This window comes from Alkalibacillus haloalkaliphilus, assembly GCF_007991275.1.
GTDB lineage: Bacteria > Bacillota > Bacilli > Bacillales > Alkalibacillaceae > Alkalibacillus > Alkalibacillus haloalkaliphilus.
The window spans coordinates 13,595-36,513 of the sequence record NZ_BJYA01000011.1; the positions used below are offsets into that span (position 1 = coordinate 13,595).

A 22,919-nucleotide genomic window follows, 5' to 3' on the forward strand; every position below is an offset into this window, starting at 1 on the left:
CCTCTTATGGTCACTTTAATCCATTAGTAATTACTATATGTCTATTACGGGAGATACAGAACTATGTCCACTTTTATAAACATCTACTAAGTTCTGAGAAAATAAATAACCAGCCGAGATTCGTTTGAGTCCCGACTGGTTAGATAATTAAAATCCGATTATTTATACTGTTTAAATGCTTTATTCACTGCTTCAATTGTTTTTTCAATATCTTCATCTGTATGAACAGTTGATAAGAACATACCTTCAAACTGAGAAGGTGGTAAGAAAATACCTTCTTCAGCCATCACTTTATAATACTTAGCAAACCACTCTAGATCTGAAGTTTTTGCTGTTTCGAAATTGATAACATCTTCGTTTGTGAAGAAGAAACCTAACATAGATCCCGCACGGTTAACTTGTAATGGAACACCGTTTTCTTCTGCTGCCTTCTCAATACCTTCTACTAAACGGTCTGCTTTACGATTTATTTCATCATAAGAAGCTTCTGTTAACAGACTTAAAGTCGCATATCCAGCAGCCATCGCTAATGGGTTCCCTGATAATGTACCAGCTTGATAAATATCACCTGCTGGAGCAATCATCTCCATAATTTCGCGTTTACCACCGTAAGCACCTACTGGTAATCCGCCACCAATTACTTTGCCTAGACATGTTAAGTCAGGGGTTACATCAAAGTGACCTTGTGCGCAATTATAGCCTACTCTAAACCCAGTCATGACTTCATCAAATATGAGTAAGGAACCATTGTCGTTCGTAACATCACGTAAGAAACTTAAAAAGTCATTAACTGGTGGTACTACGCCCATGTTACCTGAAACAGGCTCAACAATAACAGCTGCAATATCATCACCATATTGTTCAAATGCATACTTTACACTTTCTTGATCGTTATATGGCACCGTAATTGTATTTTTTGCAATGGACTCAGGTACACCAGGGCTATCTGGTAAACCAAGCGTTGCTACACCAGATCCTGCTTTAATTAATAATGAGTCACCATGGCCATGGTAATTACCTTCAAATTTTAAAATCTTACTACGTTTCGTATAACCTCTGGCTAACCTTAAAGCACTCATCGTTGCTTCAGTACCGGAGTTAACCATACGGATCATTTCAATAGAAGGTACACGGTCGATCAGCAGTTTAGCTAACTTGTTTTCATACTCAACATTAGCTCCAAAGCTTGTCCCTTTCTTCATTACTTCCTGTAACGTTTCAAGTACTTGGTCATGTGCATGCCCTACAATTAATGGGCCCCAACTTAATACATAGTCGATATACTCATTTCCATCTACGTCTTTAATTTTTGAACCTTTACCTTCTTCCATATAAATAGGATCAACATCTACAGAGTTGAAAGCTCTTACTGGTGAGTTAACCCCACCTGGAAATAGGTCGACAGCTTCTGAAAATAGTTGTTGTGAACGATTAGTCATTGGAACGTCCTCCTTATTCTTTAATCCATTTCGCGATATCTTTTGCAAAGTAAGTTATAATTAAGTCTGCTCCAGCTCGTTTCATTGAAGTGACTTTTTCTAACACAATTTCTCTTTCATCTACCCAACCATTTTGTGCAGCTGCTTTAATTAAAGAATACTCACCACTTACATTATAAGCGACGATCGGTTGGTTATAACGGTCTTTCAATTCACGCATAATATCTAAATAACTTAAAGCTGGCTTTACGATTAAAAAGTCTGCACCTTGTTCAACATCCGACTCAGCTTCACGATGTGCTTCTAATCGGTTAGCTGGATCCATTTGGTATGTTTTACGATCACCAAATTGTGGTGTACTATGAGCAGCATCTCGAAACGGACCGTAAAATGCTGATGCATATTTAACAGCATAGGACATAATTGGGATGTTCTCAAATCCTGCTTGATCTAGTCCTTTACGAATTTCAATAACAAATCCATCCATCATATTAGATGGAGCGATCACATCTGCTCCTGCTTTCGCTTGTGACACAGCTGTTTCAACTAATAATGGTAATGTTTCATCGTTATCTACAAACTGATCTTTAATTACGCCACAATGTCCATGAGATGTATACTGACATAAGCACGTATCAGCTACGACAACTAAGTCTGGATACTGTTCTTTTACAATTCGTGTTGCCTTCTGTACGACACCTTCATCATTGTACGCCTCAGAACCGACGTCATCTTTCTCCTCTGGAACTCCAAATAAAATAATTGAACGAATCCCTAGATTAACAACTTCTTTAACTTCATCTAATAAAAAGTCCAATGATACTTGGTATACACCAGGCATTGAAGCCACTTCATTCTTTTGTCCTGGCTGTTCAAGAACGAAGATTGGGTAAATTAAATCTTCTGTATGTAATTTCGTTTCACGTACTAAATCTCTAAGTTGGTTGGATGTTCTTAATCGGCGATGCCGTGCAAATGGTAAATTTGACATGCTATTCCTCCTTAAAGTACTTTTCTACTTCTATAGCTAAAGCATCGAGTGTATAAGTTTCTGGGACAATTATTTGATTAAAACCGACTTTATGAGCATAATTAGCTGTCGTCTCTCCGATACAAAAGCAAGGTAAATGGACAGTTTTCTGAGCTAATGTTCCACCTAATGCAAAATACGCTTCAATCGATGAAGGTGATGTAAAAACTACAGCTGATAATCGTCTTGCAGTTAGGACTTCCATAATAGATTCTTCTTCATCTTGATTAGTTACCGAATCATAAACAGTAAGTGTTGAATAGCTTATATGATGCTTTGAAAATAAATCATCTAATACACTTCTGGACCGTGTTCCTTTAACTAAAAGCACATTATTTAATTGTTCTTCCTCTAACATTTGAATTCCCATGCGATCAGCGTCGTACACGTCTGGGACAAAATCAGCTACAAAACCAAACCCTTTTAACGTTTCAGCTGTTTTACTTCCAACAGTTGCAAGTTTTTTATGATGCAATACTTCTTTTGATATATTGTGCTGTTCTAGTAAGTTAAAGAAATATTTTATACCATTATGACTTGTGAAAATAATCCAATCAAATGAATGAAGTGAGTTAAGGGTACGCTCAGCATCTTGATCATCATACTGAGCGAACTTAATAAGTGGTACTCCTCTAACCGTTACTTGATCAAGGTCCAAATTAGTAAAGGGATTTAGTTGATCTAAGCTTCTTGAAAGCAGTATTTCCTTACTTTCATTCCCCATTATTGCCCTTCTAACTCCTCTTTCGCTTCTTCTACTAACTTTTTTGCACCTCTATTAATGAGTAATTCCGCAGCTTTTTCACCAGCTTCGATTGGATCTTTTGAACGTACTGTTTCTTTTAGTACGGTCTTTCCATCAGATGAAGACACTAAGGCTTGTAATACAACTTCATCTTCCTCTAGTACAGCGTAGCCAGCGATCGGTACTGAACAGCTACCTTCTAATAAACTTAAAAACTTACGCTCAGCTTGAACCGTTCTTGCCGTATACTCATTATTGATTTTATTAATAAGCTGTAATAAATCTTCATCATCTTCACGGCACTCTAACGCTAGCGCACCTTGTCCTACTGCTGGTAAACAGATCTCTGGGTCTAAAAACTCTGTAACTAGTTCTGTTGACCAACCCATACGTTTAAGTCCAGCTGCTGCTAAAATAATGGCATCAAAGTTCTCTTCTTTTAACTTACGTAGTCTAGTTTCAATATTTCCACGAATCCATTGAACTTGTAGGTCTGGACGATATGCTTGTAATTGTGCACCACGACGTAAACTACTCGTACCTATTAATGCGCCTTCTTTTAAGTCGTCTAACTTAACATGATCTTCAGAAATAAAAGCATCACGGTGGTCTTCACGTTCTGGCACACAACCAATCGTTAAGCCTTCAGGAACTTGTGATGGCATGTCTTTCATACTGTGTACAGCCATATCGATCTCATGGTTATACATCGCTTGTTCAATTTCTTTAACGAACAGGCCTTTTCCTCCAACTTTTGATAAAGTAACATCCAAGATTTGATCACCTTTAGTCACAATCTTCTTCACATCAAAACTGTACTCATCAGATACTTTGTTTAATTGATCAATAACCCACTGAGTTTGAGTTAAAGCTAAGTTACTTCTTCTTGAACCGATAATAATGTTACGCATATTTTGCCTCCTAGTTTAATCCATGAAAATTTGATAGCATTGATAAAATTAAATAATTACTAAATAGCACTAAAAAAGCTATAATATTTAGTCTTGCAACAGATTTGCCTACTAACTTTTTCGTTACTCTTATATATATAATGATAGAATAAATCCCAATCACGACAAATGATCCTACCGTTTTTGCGTCTAACCAATAAAATAAATCGTCAGTTGTATAAGCCCACAACAATCCAAACACTAGAGAAATTAAAAGAATCGGTGTGGCAAAGACGACGAGTAAAAATGATATCTTCTCTAGTTGCTCTAAATTGCCAATCCTCTTGACTAGTTGACGCCACCTTTTCTTCTTCAGCAAGTAAAACTGTATTAAATACAGGGTTGCAAATGCAAAAGAAAGTGTATAAAGCGTATAGGCAACAAATGCAAGCACAATATGAGCCACTAATATTTCACCCACGAAATTCCCTGTTAACTGTGATTGATCACTCGTTGCATAGCTCATTAAAAACATCATCATCACTAAAAAGCCAATGATATTAACAATGAAAACGACTAAATCCATTTTGTAGAAATAGTTAACAACAATTGATACTAATAATATTAACCATGCATAAAAATATAAACCTTCTAAAATGCTAAAAACAGGAATAAATCCATGTATGTAAATATTCGTAAAGAGAAGAACTGTCTGTAAAATCCAAACCAATAAAAGTAACCAGAAGGCTATCTTGTTCGCCTTCCGGTTACGTTCAACAAAGTCATAGAAATAAAAGGTTACACTTAAGCCATATAGTATTACTATTAATTCGTAAAGTTTAAACTGTTCGAATATCCCCATGAGAGAACCCCTCTCATTCACCTACTGCATTGCTCTAACTAAGCTTGCAATTGGTAGTGACTGATTAACTGATTCGTGACTTGGGTGCTTTTTACTCTGTTCTTCTAACTCTTGTTGTACTTCTGCTTCAATTCCAAACATTCGTACAAAAAGTTTCATCATATCATCTGCATGTTCCTCGCCAGCCATTTCTTTCGCTTGTAGAATCGGCTCTTTAAGCATTTGATTGACAATACTTTTCGTATGTTTATTAAGCACTTTTTTCTCTCTTGGTGTTAAATCTGGCATTTTGCGTTCAATTGATTCCATCGTATCTTGTTGAATTGTTAATGCTTTTTTACGTAATGCTGAAATAACTGGTACAACACCTAATGTTTTAATCCACTCATCAAAATCAGTCATTTCAACATTAATCATTTGATCGATTTCTGCAGCAGCTTGTTTCCGTTCTTCTAAGTTTTGATCAACTATTCCTTGTAAGTCATCAATATCATATAAGAACATACTATCTAATTGTTCTATAGCTGGATCTAAATTGCGTGGCACCGCAATATCAACCATAAATAATGGTTTACCATTACGCTTTTTAACAACAGACTTTAAATCACTTTGTTGTAAAATATAGTGGTCCGTCCCAACAGAAGTGATTACGATATCCGCTTCTTCTAACACTTCATTTAGCTCGTCCATTGACTTAGCTCTCCCAGAGAATTTAGAAGCTACTTCTTCAGCTTTCTCCACTGTTCGGTTAACAACTGTAATGTTATGAACGCCTGAGCCGTGTAAATTTTGTACAGCTAATTCACCCATTTTACCTGCGCCTAAAATGACGACATGTTGGTTTCTTAACTGGTCAAAGATTGTTTTAGCTAATTCTACTGCTGCATAACTAATTGATACAGCATTTTCACCGATTTCTGTTTCTTTATGTGCACGTTTAGCTGTTGTAATAGCTTGTTTAAACAACTGATTAAACATTAAACCTGATGCACCATCATTTTGGGCCTTGTTAAAGGAATCTTTAACTTGTCCTAAAATTTGAGTCTCACCTAATACCATCGAGTCTAACCCAGCAGCAACATTAAATAGATGTTTTATTGCTTCTTTCTCTTCTTTTAATTCAATGAAATTAGCAACATAGTCAACATCCATTGAGAACCAATCAGCTAAAAATTTCTTTACATAATAACGACCAGTATGTAACTGGTCAGATACGACATATAATTCTGTACGATTACAAGTAGAGACGATCACATTTTCTAAAATGCTCTTCTCTTCATTTAATCTTGTCATCGCTTCGCTTATTTGGTCTTCAGAGAAAGTTAACTTCTCCCTTATTTCTACTGGGGCTGTTCGATAATTAATTGTAACTACAACAAAATTCATGCCAATTCACCCCTTGCATCGCTCGAACTAATCTAATTATTATTATAACAAGAAAAAATAGTACAAAACCTTTATTTGAATGAACAAATTATGAAAATTTATGATAAGATTTATTTAGAATAATTATTAATAACTATATGTAGACTATCATATCGGTATCGAACCATCAAGAATTTTGTCTATAGAGGAGACTATTTTATTATGAAGCAACCTAAAAGCTTTCTTGCCATTATACTTATTGGTTTTGGTATTTACTTTTTAATTCAACAATATCATATACCTTTTATATCTCAATTTAATACTTGGCCTAGCATATTAGTTATTATCGGCACGGCTTTCATATTTAATGCTTACGGAAATAGACAGTATGATAATATCGTACCAGGTGTGATCCTATTTGGGTTAGGTATTCATTTCCATGCTTTAAATTATAGCGCAAGCTGGATTGACCATTGGGGCATGTATACTTTAATAATTGGTATAGCATTTATATTACGTGCGCAAAAAACGAGCCAAGGGACAGTGATTGGTATTGTATTAATTATTTTATCGTTTATTGCCCTTACTTCATTTGCAATGCCAACATGGTTCGGCTGGTTTGATTACATGTTTAACATGATTGAGCAATTTTGGCCGATTTTACTCATTATTTTTGGTCTAATTTTATTATTTAAAAAATAATTCTTTTTTAGTATGAAACTTTAGTTCATAAATTATCCAACTAACAAAGAAACAATTTATAAGACTTTTCTATTCATTAATTGAAGCGTAAAAACAACAACAACCATCAATAAGATAGTAAATACAAACGGTAAGCCAAACAATTGTGATATAAACCCAGATGAACTAGACCCTGTAATCACACCAACTGAGAAAAACGCGTAAAAAACGCCATATGCCTTTCCACGGTTTAATTCATCAGTAGCATTAGCGACCATTTGGTTCATTGATGGGAATATAAAAGCAAAACCAATCCCATAAACAACCATTGCTCCAATTGCCAATACTATATTCGTCGCTAAACTTAGTAAAAGCATTGAGCTAGCAATCGTAATTAGACCGGCTATAGATAGACTTCTTGGTAAAAATCGTTTATAAACTCTATTTAAACTTGTTATAAAAAAGATTAACGCGGTAACTCCATACAAACTAAGTAACAAACCTGTTGCAGTTGATGTATATCCCATACCTTCAATGATAATAGGTAAAGCAAATGCTAAAGTACCGTTACTAACCATTAAGCTAAAAGCAATTAAGCAGGCTTGTAATAATTTATTATTTTTTAACAAAGGTATAAAAGTTGCTACTGATATCTTCCCGCGCTCACTATGAGTGATCGATTCAGGTATTAATTTAACACCGAATAAAGCACTAAAAAGAAATAATAAAGCTACAAAAATAAATACATATTCAATTCGCCCAGCAGCTGCAAGACCACCACCTAATGCAGGGCCTAATATCGCTGCAATACCTATTGCAGCACCTGCAAACGCCATTGAATTTTCATCTTCAGTTTGCTTAGAGCGATCTCCAATTAATGCGAATGCTCCAGGTACTAAAACTCCACCAGCAATACCATGCAGAAAACGAATGATCAGCAATTGTTCTCCTGTTTGTACTAATGGATAAAATAGCAAAATGATACTAACTAAAACCATCCCTATGATTAGTACACGTTTTCTTCCGACACGATCTACAAAATGTCCACCTACTATATTACCTATTACATTAGATAATGAATAAATAGCCACTATAAGCCCTGTAAGCACCTCACTAGCACCTAAACTTAAGGCATATGGGGTAATGATGGGTAATTGAATAAAAGTATCTATAAAGGCAACAACGATTATAAAATAAATATATTTAACCATATGAGCAGCACTCCGGAATTTTATTCAAAAGCTAATAACTACATTATAAAACAAATAACAACAATTATCGTGACTTTCATAAAACATATTGTCTACTTAAGCTTATGACTAGGACAATATCATTGTAGTTGTAACAAGCACCTCCAGTATATGAAATAAAAAAAGGTGCTGAATTAAATCAGCACCTCTTTTAACCAGGTTATAGAAAACCTTTAATCTTTCCCCATACTTGATCTTTTCCTTCTCCCGTTTCCGCTGAGAATGGCATAACAACATCTTCTGGTTCAAGTTCTAAATCATCTTCTATCACTTTGAGATGTTTTTGGCGTTTAGACTTTGAGATTTTATCCAACTTAGTTGCAACTACAATAACCGGTAAATCATAATACTTTAAAAAGTCATACATGATTAAGTCATCTTCTGTTGGAGGGTGACGCATATCAATTAATAGAACAGCAGCTTTTAACGGCTCTCTAGTCGTAAAATACTCTTCCATCATACGTCCCCAAGCTTCTCGTTCCCTTTTAGAAACTTTAGCGTATCCGTAACCTGGTACATCAACAAAATAAAAAGATTCATTAATTAAATAAAAGTTTAACGTCTGGGTTTTTCCAGGCTTAGATGACGTACGAGCTAAACTTTTACGTTGAATCATTTTATTAATAAACGATGATTTACCAACATTAGAACGACCAGATAATGCAATTTCTGATAGATGATCTTCAGGATACTGGGCTTTACTTACTGCACTCATAACGATTTCAGCTTGATTTACTTTCATATTACTTACTCCTTTGGTAAAAGAGCGTGATCTAACACTTCATCTAAATGTTTTACTTGGACGAAAGTTAAACCATCACGCACACTTTCAGGGATATCTTCTAAATCTTTTTCATTTTCAGCTGGCATAAGGATCTTCGTTAGCCCAGCTCGGTGTGCGCTTAATGATTTTTCTTTCAACCCACCAATAGGTAACACACGACCCCTTAGCGTAATTTCACCTGTCATACCTACTTCTTTACGAACTGGACGATTAGTAAATGCCGAAACTAAAGCTGTAGCAATCGTAATACCAGCAGAAGGTCCATCTTTCGGTGTAGCACCTTCTGGAATGTGAATATGAACATCATACTTTTCATAAAAGTCATGTTCAAGTTCAAACTCTTCTGCTCTAGCACGTACGTAACTAAAGGCTGCTTGGGCAGATTCCTTCATTACATCGCCGAGTTTTCCTGTTAACGTCAGTTTTCCTGTACCTTGTACAATAGAAACTTCAATAGCTAGTGTGTCGCCACCTGCTTGTGTATACGCCAATCCAGTAGCCGCACCAATTTGGTGTTCAGCCTCAGCTTGTCCATAACGGAACTTAGGTTTACCTAAAAGTTCTTCTAATTGTTTCTCAGTAATGACAACTCGTTTTTTCTCACCTGACACAATAAGTTTTGCAGCTTTTCGACAGACAGAAGCAATCTCTCTTTCTAAACTACGAACACCTGCTTCTCTCGTATACATACGGATCAGTTTAAGGATCGCTTCGTCACGAAACTGCACTTTTGATTTCGTTAAGCCATTTTCTTTAATTTGCTTCGGAATTAAATGTTGCTTAGAAATATGAAGCTTCTCTAACTCGGTATAACCGGCAATAGTAATAACTTCCATACGGTCTAATAATGGACCTGGAATAGTTGCTAAATTATTAGCTGTTGCAACGAACATTACTTTTGATAAGTCATAAGGTTCTTCAACAAAATGATCACTAAATGAGTGATTTTGCTCAGGGTCTAAGACTTCTAACATAGCTGAAGATGGATCTCCACGGAAATCACTTGCCATCTTATCAATTTCGTCTAATAAGAAAACAGGGTTAACGGTTTCTGCTGTTTTCATCCCTTGAATAATTCTACCGGGCATAGCGCCTACATAAGTTCTACGATGGCCTCTAATTTCAGCTTCATCTCTCACACCACCTAACGAAGCACGTACAAAGTTACGCCCAACTGAACGAGCAATTGACTTAGCTAATGATGTTTTACCAACACCTGGAGGACCAACTAAACATAAGATAGGCCCATTAACAGATTCAGTTAGCTGTTGTACCGCTAAATACTCTAACACTCGTTCCTTCACTCGATCTAAACCGTAATGATCTTCATCTAACACACCTTGAGCACGATTTACATCTAAGTTATCTTCTGTTTCGTCTGTCCATGGTAAAGCAACTAACCATTCAATATAATTTCGAATAACAGAACTTTCAGCAGAGCTTTGTGGAACTTTTTCATAACGGTTTAACTCTTTATAAGCCACTTCTTCAATTCGTTCTGGCATACTGGCTTCAGCAATTTTTGTTTTTAATTGTTCAACCTCACCAGTTTTTCCATCTTGATCGCCTAGCTCTTTTTGAATGGCTTTTAACTGTTCACGCAAGTAATATTCCTTTTGAGTACGTTCCATCGACTTCTTTACACGTTGGCCGATCTTCTTTTCCATCGAAAGGACTTCTTTTTCGTTTTGAATCATTTGAAGTAATTGTTCTAAACGATCTGGCACGTACGGTGTTTCTAAAATTTGTTGTTTCTGTTGGACTTTTAGTGATAAATGAGAAGTTACGATATCAGCTAAACGACTTGATTCAGTAATATCTTTAACTGTTTCATACGTTTCTCGTTTCGTCTTTTTAGACACTTTTGTATACTCATCAAATTGGTTTACTAATGTACGCATTAAGGCCTGCTCTTCAACACCATCACCGTGCTCATCTTCAACTGTTTTATATGTAACAGTAAAATATGGCTCAAGCTGTTCAAACGATTCTATTTCAGCTCGATCTAAACCTTCAACTAATATACGGTTCGTGCCATTTGGGAGCTTGACCATTTGTTTAATATAAACAATAGTTCCAAATTGATAAATATCTTCTTCTTTTGGTTCATTTAACGACGAATCTCGTTGTGCTGCCAATAACAATTTATGGTCTTGCACCATGGCTTGTTCAAGCGCTTTAACTGAGTGTTCTCGTCCTACATCTAAATGTTGAACCATTGACGGGTATATAATAACCCCTCTTAATGGTAATAACGGGATTGCTTGACTGATGTCATTGTTCAATTTAAGTCACACCTCCAACTACGGTTACAACTCATCTTCCTACATTGCTTATGTTTATTATATACATTTCATTTTAATCTATTTTGTTTATGAAATAAAATGTAGTAACTTCTTTCTCAAAAAGCAACCAATTTTATCCATGAAAAGAATACAAAATAAAAAGGTACTCTCACTTCGAAGAGGAGAGTACCCTCTAAAACACTTTAACTAATGTTATGCACTTTCTTTTGGACTTTCTTTATTTTGATCAACTACAGACCCATCTTCCATCACAAGTGTCGGTTTACCTTTTTCTAATTCAACCGTGTCTTTTGTGATAATACATTTCTCAATATCATCTCTAGATGGTAATTCGAACATTACATCAAGCATGATACCTTCAATAATTGAACGCAAACCTCTTGCTCCTGTATTACGCTCAATGGCTTTATTCGCAATTGCTCGAAGTGCTTCATCTTGTAGTTCTAACTCAACGCCATCAATATCAAACAACTTCTCATATTGCTTAGATAATGCATTTTTAGGCTTCGTTAAAATTTCAACTAATGCATCTTCATCTAACGGTGTTAGGCTACCAATTACCGGTAGACGACCGATAAACTCTGGAATTAGTCCGTAACGTAATAAGTCTTCTGGTAACACTTTTGTTAACAGTTCAGATTCTTCTAACTGTTCACCAGTGGATTCAGAACCGAAACCAATTACACGTTCACCTAGACGACGCTTAACAACTTGATCGATCCCGTCAAATGCACCACCAACGATAAATAAAATGTTAGTCGTGTCAATTTGAATAAATTCTTGATGAGGATGCTTTCTTCCACCTTGTGGCGGTACGCTTGCTTGTGTACCTTCAAGAATTTTCAATAGTGCTTGTTGTACACCTTCACCTGAAACGTCACGTGTAATGGACGGATTTTCAGATTTACGAGCAACTTTATCAATTTCATCAATATAAATAATACCTTTTTCTGCCTTTTCAACATCGTAATCAGCAGATTGAATTAGTTTTAATAAGATATTTTCAACATCTTCACCAACGTAACCCGCTTCTGTTAATGATGTAGCATCTGCAATTGCAAATGGTACATTTAAAATACGCGCTAACGTTTGTGCTAGTAATGTTTTACCGCTACCTGTTGGTCCTAAAAGAAGGATATTACTTTTTGAGACCTCAACATCATCATTTTTTACATTAGAATTAATACGTTTATAGTGGTTATAAACTGCGACAGATAATGACTTTTTCGCCTCTTCTTGACCAATAACATAATCATCTAAAATGTCACAGATCTCTTTTGGCTTTGGCACTTCTTTAAAGTCTTCCTGTTCTACAGTACCTAATTCTTCTTCTACAATTTCTGTGCATAAATCGATACATTCATCACATATATAAACGCCAGGCCCTGCAACTAATTTGCGAACTTGGTCTTGGGTCTTTCCACAAAATGAGCATTTTAACTGCCCTTTTTCATCACTTAATTTAAACATACATTCACCCCATAATGATCTATATTTAACCACTACGAATTATCATTAATTTTAATAAAAAAGCATGGTCTTAAACAGGTAATTTTTGATCTTATTTCTTAAGCTTTAACCTTCACATTCTCCATTATGTACTTCTAAATCAATTAAGTCAAAAGAAAAACTTATTCATATTATATGTGCAAAAAAACTATTTGTTCGAATAATTTTATCATTGATTGGTCAATATTACTATAGCCTATGTTCGAAATTGCCAAAACATTAATTATAGTGCAAAACAAGGCACGTAAAATTACGCGCCTTGCTTATACACTTGTGAAATTATACAGTTTTAGCGTTTTCTACTAAGAAATCAATTGCTTTCTTAAGCTTTAAGTCTTCATTTAATGCGTCAGTGTTGCCACCTAACATTTGCTTTAACTGCTCAGCATCAGTTTGGTACATAGCAGCCATTTCTTGAAGCTGATCTTCTACATCTTGTTCTGTTACCTCTAACCCTTCTTGAGCAGAGATCGCTTCAAGCGTTAAGTTAGTACGAACACGCTTTCCAGCATCTTCTTTCATTTGCTCTTTAAGGTCATCTTCACTTTGACCAGAGAATTGGTAGTACATATCTAATGTCATACCTTGCATTTGTAGACGTTGTTCGAACTCTTGAAGCATACGATCTAGCTCAGAATCAACCATTGCATCTGGAACATCGATCGTTGCGTTTTCAGAAGCTTTCTCTACTAGAGTTTCACGCTTCTGATTATCAGCTTCTGTTTCTTTTTGCTCTTGTAGGCGCTCTTTTGTTTTAGTTTTTAGTTCTTCTAAAGTTTCTACTTCTTCATCTACATCTTTAGCGAACTCATCGTCCAATTCAGGTACTTCTTTAGCTTTTACTTCATGGATTTTTACTTTGAAAGTCGTTTCTTTACCAGCTAATTCTTCTGCATGGTAATCTTCTGGGAAAGTCACACTTACTTCTGTGTCTTCTCCAGCAGTCTTACCTACTAATTGCTCTTCAAATCCAGGGATAAATGAACCTGAACCTACTTCTAATGTATGGTTTTCAGCAGATCCACCTTCAAATGCTTCACCGTCTAAGAAACCTTCAAAGTCAATAACAACTGTGTCGCCGTTTTCAACTTTGCCTTCTTCTTTTACAACTAGTTCAGCTTGCTTTTCTTGTTGAGTTTTTAACTCTTCTTCAACTTCTTCTTCTGTAACAGTTGCTTCTTGTTCTTCCACTTCTAGACCTTTATACTCGCCTAACTCTACTTCAGGCTTAACTGTTACAGTAGCTTTGAAGATTAGCGGCTGTCCTTTTTCGATTTGTTCAACATCTACTTCTGGACGGTCTACTGGTGTAATACCTGCTTCTTCAACAGCTTTCATATATGCATCAGGTAATACGATATCTACCGCATCTTGATATAGAGATTCTACACCGAAACGCTGTTCGAACATTGGACGAGGTACTTTACCTTTACGGAAACCAGGTATTTGTACATCTTTAACAACTTTTTTAAAGGCTTGGTCAAGGGCTTGATCAAACTCAGAAGCATCAACTTCTACAGTAAGAACACCTTCATTACCTTCTTTCTTTTCCCATTTTGCTGACATAATTCTTCCCTCCAACATCTATTCATACTAATTATTGTCGTATGTTTTCATGCATATTTGCGCTCATGCATAATGCAACCACTATATTATAACATAGAAATTCCGACGTTCAATACTCATGAAATAGTAAATTTAGTCCTCCACTTGAGAAAAATATATTTTCTCTAAACGTTCGATTTCTTCCATCCATTTTTGTTGTTCTTTTGAAGCTTCTTCAGTTAAGTTAGTATCTTCATTCAAGTGTAAATACTTCTGGGCAAGCATTAAAACAGCTTCACCTAAGTTTTGAACGCTTTGACGGTCTGATTGTGGTTCAAAGGGATACTTAATATAAAGGTAACGATATAAAATTTGTTTTACGAACTCATACAATGTTGGATCACCTTGTTCCACATTTTCAAGGTAATCTAAAACGCTCTGTGCAAAGTATGTATCCAAAATATCGTTTAATTGAGCTGGAATGACATAGTCCGAGTGATCAAATTTCTCAACTTCGATTTTTTGATCGATTTCACAATCCATTAACCATTGGATGATACCTGTTTTAATAACAGGGTTCAACCTTGCATCACTTAAATACGGCTTTATAGCATCTAAATGAGGTTCTACGTCATGCTTTCTATGCATCGATAATAATTTCCACTGTTCTTGAAAATTGCCGTTCTCTAGGGAATCGAGAAAGTGATTCATATGTGTTTCTGCTTCTTGTTGCGTAGCAGAATCTCGCATATCTTTACTAACATCATAAAGTTGTTTAAAAGCTTCCTCATACTCATATGGTATAGTCTCATTTTCAAAAATCTCATCTAATAATTCAATCAGTTCTGTATACTGACTCGTTTGGAAAAGAATTGTTAAATAAATATGTAGATACTTATAATAATGGTCATCATCCTCTTTCATTAGACGACGACATAAACTAATCGCTTCATCATATCTTGCTAACTCAACAAAGCAGATAACTTTTGCTGTTAAAATATCATTCGAAGCTTCTTTAAAATCTTCTAACTTTTTAATATGTAATAAGGCTTCCTCATAATATTTCTGTTGAATAGCATCAAAAGTTTTCTGTTCCAGCTCTTTCCTCCAACCTGGAAACATCACAACATCTTGACGCTCAGTACTCATGTTCTCACCTCCTTATTCAATTCTACTATATAATCTACCCTTAATAAGACATAAAAAAACACATAAATAAGGGATAACTTAATTGTAACAAAATAATGACCAAAAATATGGCTTCTCCTCAAACTTTAATAAATATTAAAGAGCACCGTAGAGAAAAGACTGAAGTCATTGTTCTACGTGCTCTAAAGCGTTAGTTATAAATTAAAACGGGAAATCACGATATTCTTCTTGTATAGACACCCATTTAGTGATTGTGAATTCTTCAACAATCCATGGGTTCCCAAACTTCCCGACACCACTTTCTTTCGTTCCGCCAAATGGAATGGTTGGGTTGTCATTTACTGTTTGGTCATTAATATGTGTCATACCACTTTCAACTTTAAGTGCTAGTTGCTCCCCTTTTTCTAAGTCTTGAGTAAAGATCGATGAACTTAAACCATATGGTGTATCGTTTGCCATCTCAATTGCTTCATCATCAGTAGTTGCTTTTATAATCGTTGCAATCGGAGCAAACAACTCGGTTTGTGCTAACTCACTGTCATTTTTAACATCCGTAAAGACATATGGCGTTAATAAGTTTCCTTCTCTTTTACCTTCTAATACTAAGTTCGCTCCTTCTTTTTTGGCTGTTTCAATAATTTCAAGGGCGTCGTTAACTTGGTCCTCATTAATTAACGGACCGACAATGACACCTTCTTCTGTCGGATCACCTGAAGGTATCTCTTTAACTCGCTCGACAAATTGATCAATAAATGAATCATAGAGCTTTTCATGTACGATTATTCGGTTTATAATCATACAAATTTGTCCTTGATGAATAAACTTACCAAAAATAGCTGCATCAACAGCTCGGTCGAGATCAGCGTCTTCAAGTACAATAAATGGATTGTTTCCTCCAAGTTCTAAAGCAACACGCTTCAACATAGCGCCTGCCTTTTCAGCGATGTGTTTCCCAACAGGTGTTGAACCAGTGAAACTTATTAAAGGAGAATGTGGTGTTTCGATCATATAATCTCCAATCTCATCAAGGTCTGTTAAAATACAATTAAACACCCCTTTAGGTAGTCCAGCATGTTCGAAAGCTTTAGCCAAAATGGACCCACCCGTTAATGCCGTTTGATTATCTGGCTTATGAACAACAGCATTTCCTAAAGCAATCGCTGGTGCAATTGTTCGCATCGATAAGTTCATTGGAAAGTTGAACGGAGATATAGATGTAATAACCCCTAGTGGTAATCGATGGACTTTATTAACTTTACCTTCAACCGCAGCTCCTTTTTCATCCACACGGTTAAGCTCATCTGGCATATTAGTGGCTTCTTCAACTAAAGCGATCGTCAGGTCGACTTCAACACTAGCTTTAATCAAACTACCACCTGTTTCTCGAGCAATAATTTGGACAATTTCATCCCGGTGTTGATCTAAATAAGAACTCACTTTTTCTAAAATGCTTTTACGCTCTTCTGCAGTCGATTGAGCCCATTCTTTTTGTGCTTGTTTAGCCTTAACATATGCATCTTCTAACTGTTGCTTAGTCGCCAACGGAATAGTATTAATAACCGATTGATCGTAAGGGTTCTGATTTTCATAATTACGACCACTTTCACCTTCAACCCATTCACCGTTAATATAGCTTTTATTGAAATTCTCAAACTGTTCCATTAAAACTCCCCTTTCAATCATACCTAATACATAGAATGAACTAATAAGAGAGTTCCTATTCCTATTTAATCTTTGAATAATGATTGAGAACAGAATCTACTGATGAACCATACATTTCCCCGAAAATATTTAAATGAACGAGTAAATAATATAACTGATATAAAGGTTTAACATCGTCAAAATAATCTTCTATAACACCTATATTTTTGTACCCTTCGTAAAAAGCCTCAGAGAAACCGCCGAATAAATATGTAAAAGCTAATTCAAAATGTCGATCACCATACAAAAACGAAGGGTCTACTAAATAAGGCACCCCTTCTTTGTTATATAGCCAATTTCCACTCCATAAATCACCATGCAAATATGAGGCAGTAACATTTTTAGGTAAAACCTCTTCACATCGATCGATAACATCCCATAACTGGCTTTGTCTTTTTCCTTTTATGCTTCCTCGTGCTACGCCAATATCATATTGAGCTTTTAAGCGACAAGAACTGTAATACTCAGGCCAATTTGCATAAAGGCCATTCGGTTGTTCTAACGTTCCGATATAAGTGACGTGTTCATAACCATGTTTAGATGAATAAGAATTATGTAACATGGCCACTTTCTCACCTAAAATATCCTCTTGTGAACTCTGTCCTTGTTCGATCCATTCTAACAGCATATGAGATTCATTAGGTTTGTCACTATAAGAATAAACTTGAGGAACATTAATTGTATTCGTATTTTTAATATTTTGAAGCCCTTCAGCTTCTAACTCAAAAAATCTTTCTGGCGATTGGTCGTTTAACTTAATAAAGTACTCATTCTCATTAGTTTGAATATAAAAGCTATCGTTAATGTCACCACCTGATACACTTTTAATTTCAATAACACCAGAGTAATCACCAAAGTCTATTAATGATTGTTCAATGATATTTTTCATACGATACCTCCAAAAGCACTTCTTATAAAAAGAAATACCAATCGTGATGTTAACCATCTCGACTGGTATTTCTCATTAACAATTATTGAATACGGCGAACGTGACCGTTAAAGTTTTGATCCCAGTAACCAGATGTCATATTAGCGACAGCTACACCTGTTGAGTTTTGTGCACCTAAGAACTGACCGTTACCTAAATAAATTCCAATATGTCCATCTTGTTTATACGTATCAAAAAAGACCAGGTCTCCTCTTTGCATTTCACTTGGTGATACTCTTGTACCTACATGAACGAAGTCATCAGTACTACGCCCTTGCACATTGAGTCCACCTTGACTGAACGCCCATGTTAAGAAACCAGAACAGTCAAAACCTGAAGGAGAAGTACCACCCCAAACATAAGGTGTTCCTGTTTGTGTCATACCCGCTTCAATTACACTTTCCATACTTCCGTTCCCGCTAACATTGGACGAAGACGAGGACTGAACTGAATTACTTACGTTTCCACCATTATTCGAGTTACTACTAGAACTATTACTAGAAGCTAGAGTTACTGTTTCAGCTTCCGAACGCTCAATATCTTGTCTAACCTCTTCTTGTAAAGAAGCCAACTCTCTGTCTTGAACTTCTAATTCTTCTTGTAAAGCGACTAACTCTTGTTGTTTATCTTGTAATTCATCTTGTTTCTGTTCACTAGAATCTTTTTGGTCCTCTAGCAATTCATTCATTCCAACTAGTTCTTGTTCCATTGCTTCTAATTCATCCACTTGATCTAATAAAGTCTGCTGCTTGCTTTCGACTTCATTTTTATCAGATACTTGCTGATCGACTAAATCTTTATCAGAATCCATAATTTTGTTTACGGTAGTTACACGACTAACAAAATCACCAAAATTACTAGCACCTAGTATGACATCAATATAATTTACATTACCACCGTTTCTTTGTAACGTCGATAACCTTTCACTTAACACTTCTTGGCGTATATCAATTCTCTCTTGAATTATTTCAATTTCATTTTCTAAGTAATCTGCTTCTTCTTGTGTTTCATCTATTTGTTGTTCTGTTTCTTCTAGCTTTGCCTCATTTTGTTCTCTTGCTTCATTAATGCGATCAATCTCTTGATTTAACTCTTCTAATTCAGTTAAAACTTCGGCTAGCTCTGCTTCAGCTTCAGACAACTCTTCACTTAACTCTGAGCGTTCATCTGATAAATCTGATTCTCGATCCCTTAGTTCATCAGTATCGGCATATGTAGTTGCTGCAAAAGTTAAACTCAAGACAAGAGTTAAAACTATTGAATAGGTAATTTTATTCACGATCGCTTCCCCCAAATACTAATCTATTAAATCTCTTTTTTTGATTATAACATACATATCTTTTCAAATAGATAATAGAGTTATTACAATTATATTTCATTTTATCATATATAAAGTATCATTTTGTCGATATTCCTCTATTTATTACTAATGTATTCTAGTCTATTTTACATGTATGGTGGCTCACCTAATAAGACTTAATGCACGTAACCATTTTATCATCTCACAATTAAAAATCCATGACATATGTTGATAAGAAGAATGGAAATATAAGGAGGATACGTGATGAAACACAGGCCTTATAACTGTTTTATTTATTCACCTGAGTTCACTGTTGAACAGCGACAAGAATTCCCTGAAATCGATCCATCAAAATTTAAAGAATCAGCTGAGGCTTTTAGTCAATTAATGGCGGACGGAAGCTTAATGCTTGATGAACTGTCACAATCTGATGAATTAGCATTTGAAGTGATGGAAGCAGCTCAAGTCAATGACATTAATCGTGTACAGGAATTGCTTCAAGCAACAGGTGTAACTCATGATCTGGATGTAGAGTTTACACCAAGTGGTATAACACTTAGGATGAGGACTAGTGCCAATGCTGGCAATTGCTGTGTACTGACGATGTTACTAAAGTGGTAACTAACATTATAAATCAATTAAAAAACGACCTTAATTGGTCGTTTTTTTGTTAGTGTCACCATGCTATGGATTAATGAAAAGGAATAAAGTACCTTGTCCTTGGCTTTAATTTAATTTCATCTTCATAGGTGCCTTCATCGTTTGACCAATTTAGATAAAATGTATATTCTTCTTCATGACTTGCTGCGCCAGCTCTTGTTAAGAATTCCCTCGAAGAACCACCACTGAAAACACTACTGAAACCACTACTGAACTCATGATTTAATTCTCGCGTATTGTTGAATGAACCACCCCTAACGAGCTTAGCTTCATGAAGCGTAACATCCCCTTCTCCCCTCCAAAAGATTGTTACTTCCCAAGTATCTTTTGAACCATAAGTATATTCGTAATGAACAACCCATCCTTCATTGCTTTCACCGACCCAGATCTCTGGCTCATTTATGGAATGATAAACCCAATAAATTAATAACAATACAATTACAATACTAACGATTATGATTGTATACTTCTTTTGAATAATTAAAACCACCTTCCATACTCAAAATTAATATAAAAAAATGCTTCAAACCTTATTAGGTCTGAAGCATCTAGTGTATGTAATTAATCATACTATGTTATATAAATGGCGTCCAGGGGCAGACCTAAAAACCAAGCTCTAAGCATTGATATAAAGTAATTTAACAGTACTTAATGAATTGCTATTAATTCCGTAATATCCGTCATTTCCTATTTTGGTCAAGTAGTTCAATAATTTCTGTATATCTATTTAATCTTTCGGCAAACTACTTATATAATATTTAATAATGGAGTGAATAAATTGAATAACGGAAACCAAAACATCAACAATAGTAATCAAGGAAGTTTACTTAACGCTAACAATAGAAATTACCCTCTATTCGGTATAGCCATATCAGGAATATTGTTAACAACTGTTTACACAGCTGTTTTAGCATCTCAATTAATGGCAACTAAAAATAAAGTTAATTATCTATATTACAATGAGAAATTTAGAAATAAATAAATGATCAATACCTTAGTATCATTCCTTATCTATAGCACATAAAAGGAAGGTCGTGGGTTTTTTTATGCTTATAAATTCCCAGTAATAATTTTTTCCACTTTTTGTTTTCCTTCTTCATTCAATTTCATAAATAGAGATTCCACCATCAGTATCTTTACATAGTTGATTTAATGCTCTATTAAGGTGTTCTCTCCATTCGCTATTTTCAGTTGTAAAATTTAAAACAAAAGTGGATTAACTCATTTAATTCAACCCTTTCTTTTGCTTTATCCGTCTGTTATACATCATGCTCGTTATATGGATCACCTTATGTCGTTTTTAACTCTACAATATGCTTTCCAATCAAAGTTCTAAAAGGATTGTTAAAATGGACAACCGTACAATGCAATCTTTTAAGAAGTTGTTCATGAAGATGCCTAGTAACCTAAACCAATTAGTATTTTATAGTGGATCGTCTAAGTACAAAGTTATTAGCAACACCAGTGCAAACAAAACACTTCATAAGCTATTAGATGAAATTGGTGCAAATCGTATTTCAGTTCATGGTTTAAGGCATACTCATGCTAGTGTCTTACTTTATGAAGGCATTTCAGTGTATTATGTATCTGAACGCTTAGGACATTCTACAATTGAAACTACTATGAACCACTATGCACACTTGATAAAAGAATTATGTGAGAAAGATGAACAACAAACTATTCAAGTTTTTGAATCTATTTAGGTGTAAAAGATGTGTAAAAAAAATTATTTTTTCACCTTATTCTAACGTATTCTTGTCTGTTCGGTTTTACATAAAAAAATACTTCAAAACCTTATGTAGCAAGGATTGAAGTATCTTAGTGTATGTAATCAAATTACGCTATCTTATAAAAATGGCGTCCCGGGCAGGATTCGAACCTGCGACCGACAGCTTAGAAGGCTGTTGCTCTATCCTGCTGAGCTACCGGGACCTCTCAAAAAGTTGACTTATGTATTAAATGGAGCGGGTGATGGGAATCGAACCCACAACATCAGCTTGGAAGGCTGAGGTTTTACCATTAAACTACACCCGCATAATGAACGGTGACTTGCAACAATGTTTAATTCCTCTGTTGCGGACAAAGATTATTATATAAAAGAACGACCTCTAATGTCAACACACAACCTATAAAAATTTAAAGTTTAAGTTTCAGGTAGGGACTTGGCCCTAACCTGAAACTTTTTCTGAGAGTACTTTAACCATGTCGTTCAATGCCATTCGACGATGACTAATTTCATTTTTCACTGTCGACCCTAATTCAGATAATGTTTGATCATATCCATCTGGTTGGAAAATCGGGTCATAACCAAAGCCTTTAATGCCACGTCGCTCGTTTGTGATCTTTCCATGGCATTTACCTTTCGTCGTTAGTACTTCTTCTCCCGGTTCTGCATATGCCATAACACAGACGAAAGCGGCACTTCGATCGTCCGCATTTTTTTCATCTAACTTTGTAAGTACTTTTTCAATGTTCGCATCATCGCTTTTTTCTTCACCTGCATAGCGAGCTGAGTATACTCCAGGCTCTCCATTTAAAGCATCAACTTCTAAACCTGAGTCATCTGCTATGACGGCCAAGTTATGTCTTTTAGCATAAGTTTTGGCTTTTAAGACGGCATTCTCTTCGAAAGTTACACCCGTTTCTTCTACATCTTCCATGTTTGTCACATGATCTTGAAGGCTTTCAATTTCAACCGATAAACCTGATAAAATTTGTTCGAACTCTTTTATTTTACCTTTATTAGTCGTTGCAACATAAATTGTTTTCATCGAA

Annotated in this window: 21 protein-coding genes and 2 tRNA genes; 4 read left to right on the forward strand and 19 right to left on the reverse strand. The window is 35.4% G+C overall.

The window, feature by feature from the left end:
• Positions 1-158: 158 nt before the first annotated feature.
• From hemL to hemA, 6 genes are read right to left on the reverse strand one after another with little or no spacing between them, the layout of a single operon-like run.
• Positions 159-1,439: a glutamate-1-semialdehyde 2,1-aminomutase gene (gene hemL, locus AHA02nite_RS07875; protein WP_146816081.1), complete on the reverse strand. Its 1,281-nt coding sequence runs from the start codon at positions 1,437-1,439 to the stop codon at positions 159-161.
• Positions 1,440-1,452: 13 nt separating this feature from the next.
• Entirely contained in the window at positions 1,453-2,430 is a 978-nt protein-coding gene (gene hemB / locus AHA02nite_RS07880; protein ID WP_146816083.1) for a porphobilinogen synthase, read from the reverse strand.
• A 1-nt stretch (position 2,431) separates the two neighbouring features.
• A complete protein-coding gene (locus tag AHA02nite_RS07885; RefSeq protein WP_146816085.1) occupies positions 2,432-3,193 on the reverse strand; it encodes a uroporphyrinogen-III synthase in 762 nt (253 codons plus the stop codon).
• Positions 3,193-4,125 (reverse strand): hydroxymethylbilane synthase, encoded by a 933-nt coding sequence (gene hemC, locus AHA02nite_RS07890; RefSeq protein WP_146816087.1) that lies wholly within the window; start codon positions 4,123-4,125, stop codon positions 3,193-3,195. Before hemC ends, AHA02nite_RS07885 begins: the two co-directional genes overlap by 1 nt.
• A gap of 10 nt (positions 4,126-4,135) precedes the next feature.
• Positions 4,136-4,966, reverse strand: a complete 831-nt coding sequence (locus AHA02nite_RS07895) for a cytochrome C assembly family protein (RefSeq protein ID WP_146816089.1) — start codon at positions 4,964-4,966, stop codon at positions 4,136-4,138.
• Between the two features lie 21 nt (positions 4,967-4,987).
• Positions 4,988-6,352: a glutamyl-tRNA reductase gene (gene hemA / locus AHA02nite_RS07900; protein WP_146816091.1), complete on the reverse strand. Its 1,365-nt coding sequence runs from the start codon at positions 6,350-6,352 to the stop codon at positions 4,988-4,990.
• Positions 6,353-6,553: 201 nt separating this feature from the next.
• Between hemA and AHA02nite_RS07905 the strand changes: the two genes are divergently transcribed.
• Entirely contained in the window at positions 6,554-7,033 is a 480-nt protein-coding gene (locus tag AHA02nite_RS07905) for a LiaI-LiaF-like domain-containing protein (RefSeq protein ID WP_146816093.1), read from the forward strand.
• A 56-nt stretch (positions 7,034-7,089) separates the two neighbouring features.
• Here AHA02nite_RS07905 and AHA02nite_RS07910 read toward each other — a convergent pair whose 3' ends face one another.
• From AHA02nite_RS07910 to AHA02nite_RS07950, 9 genes are all read right to left on the reverse strand, one after another.
• The gene (locus AHA02nite_RS07910; RefSeq protein ID WP_146816095.1) at positions 7,090-8,223 is read right to left on the reverse strand and encodes an MFS transporter; all 1,134 of its coding nucleotides are present in this window, start codon (positions 8,221-8,223) and stop codon (positions 7,090-7,092) included.
• 199 nt (positions 8,224-8,422) lie between these two features.
• Positions 8,423-9,004, reverse strand: a complete 582-nt coding sequence (gene yihA / locus AHA02nite_RS07915; RefSeq protein WP_146816097.1) for a ribosome biogenesis GTP-binding protein YihA/YsxC — start codon at positions 9,002-9,004, stop codon at positions 8,423-8,425.
• A 5-nt stretch (positions 9,005-9,009) separates the two neighbouring features.
• On the reverse strand, positions 9,010-11,265 hold the full coding sequence (gene lon, locus AHA02nite_RS07920) for an endopeptidase La (RefSeq protein ID WP_246118836.1): 2,256 nt from the start codon (positions 11,263-11,265) through the stop codon (positions 9,010-9,012).
• Positions 11,266-11,544: 279 nt separating this feature from the next.
• Complete coding sequence (gene clpX, locus AHA02nite_RS07925) at positions 11,545-12,822, reverse strand: ATP-dependent protease ATP-binding subunit ClpX (RefSeq protein WP_146816101.1); 1,278 nt, start codon at positions 12,820-12,822, stop codon at positions 11,545-11,547.
• A 318-nt stretch (positions 12,823-13,140) separates the two neighbouring features.
• Positions 13,141-14,427 carry a trigger factor gene (tig, locus tag AHA02nite_RS07930; protein ID WP_146816103.1) on the reverse strand — a complete coding sequence of 429 codons (1,287 nt, stop codon included), beginning with the start codon at positions 14,425-14,427 and terminating at the stop codon, positions 13,141-13,143.
• A gap of 132 nt (positions 14,428-14,559) precedes the next feature.
• Positions 14,560-15,555, reverse strand: a complete 996-nt coding sequence (locus AHA02nite_RS07935; RefSeq protein WP_146816105.1) for a hypothetical protein — start codon at positions 15,553-15,555, stop codon at positions 14,560-14,562.
• A 201-nt stretch (positions 15,556-15,756) separates the two neighbouring features.
• Positions 15,757-17,217: an aldehyde dehydrogenase family protein gene (locus AHA02nite_RS07940; RefSeq protein WP_146816107.1), complete on the reverse strand. Its 1,461-nt coding sequence runs from the start codon at positions 17,215-17,217 to the stop codon at positions 15,757-15,759.
• A gap of 61 nt (positions 17,218-17,278) precedes the next feature.
• The gene (locus AHA02nite_RS07945) at positions 17,279-18,145 is read right to left on the reverse strand and encodes a fructosamine kinase family protein (protein ID WP_146816109.1); all 867 of its coding nucleotides are present in this window, start codon (positions 18,143-18,145) and stop codon (positions 17,279-17,281) included.
• A gap of 82 nt (positions 18,146-18,227) precedes the next feature.
• Positions 18,228-19,463 carry a C40 family peptidase gene (locus tag AHA02nite_RS07950; RefSeq protein WP_146816111.1) on the reverse strand — a complete coding sequence of 412 codons (1,236 nt, stop codon included), beginning with the start codon at positions 19,461-19,463 and terminating at the stop codon, positions 18,228-18,230.
• A 285-nt stretch (positions 19,464-19,748) separates the two neighbouring features.
• On the opposite strand from AHA02nite_RS07950, the gene AHA02nite_RS07955 reads away from it, so the two are divergent.
• The gene (locus AHA02nite_RS07955; RefSeq protein WP_146816113.1) at positions 19,749-20,105 is read left to right on the forward strand and encodes a hypothetical protein; all 357 of its coding nucleotides are present in this window, start codon (positions 19,749-19,751) and stop codon (positions 20,103-20,105) included.
• 70 nt (positions 20,106-20,175) lie between these two features.
• On the opposite strand, the gene AHA02nite_RS07960 is transcribed toward AHA02nite_RS07955, so the two are convergent.
• Complete coding sequence (locus AHA02nite_RS07960; RefSeq protein WP_146816115.1) at positions 20,176-20,634, reverse strand: hypothetical protein; 459 nt, start codon at positions 20,632-20,634, stop codon at positions 20,176-20,178.
• 288 nt (positions 20,635-20,922) lie between these two features.
• Between AHA02nite_RS07960 and AHA02nite_RS07965 the strand changes: the two genes are divergently transcribed.
• Together AHA02nite_RS07965 and AHA02nite_RS07970 are read left to right on the forward strand one after the other, a co-directional pair.
• Complete coding sequence (locus AHA02nite_RS07965; RefSeq protein WP_146816117.1) at positions 20,923-21,126, forward strand: hypothetical protein; 204 nt, start codon at positions 20,923-20,925, stop codon at positions 21,124-21,126.
• Between the two features lie 331 nt (positions 21,127-21,457).
• Positions 21,458-21,847, forward strand: coding sequence for a tyrosine-type recombinase/integrase (locus tag AHA02nite_RS07970; RefSeq protein ID WP_146816119.1), 390 nt, complete (start codon positions 21,458-21,460; stop codon positions 21,845-21,847).
• A 152-nt stretch (positions 21,848-21,999) separates the two neighbouring features.
• Here AHA02nite_RS07970 and AHA02nite_RS07975 read toward each other — a convergent pair.
• The 3 genes from AHA02nite_RS07975 to AHA02nite_RS07985 all read right to left on the reverse strand — a co-directional run bounded on the left by AHA02nite_RS07975 (position 22,000) and on the right by AHA02nite_RS07985 (position 22,915).
• Positions 22,000-22,076: transfer RNA gene (locus AHA02nite_RS07975), tRNA-Arg, on the reverse strand.
• A 28-nt stretch (positions 22,077-22,104) separates the two neighbouring features.
• Positions 22,105-22,178, reverse strand: a tRNA-Gly gene (locus tag AHA02nite_RS07980).
• Between the two features lie 134 nt (positions 22,179-22,312).
• Positions 22,313-22,915, reverse strand: coding sequence for an XTP/dITP diphosphatase (locus AHA02nite_RS07985; protein ID WP_146816121.1), 603 nt, complete (start codon positions 22,913-22,915; stop codon positions 22,313-22,315).
• Between the last annotated feature and the right edge of the window lie 4 nt (positions 22,916-22,919).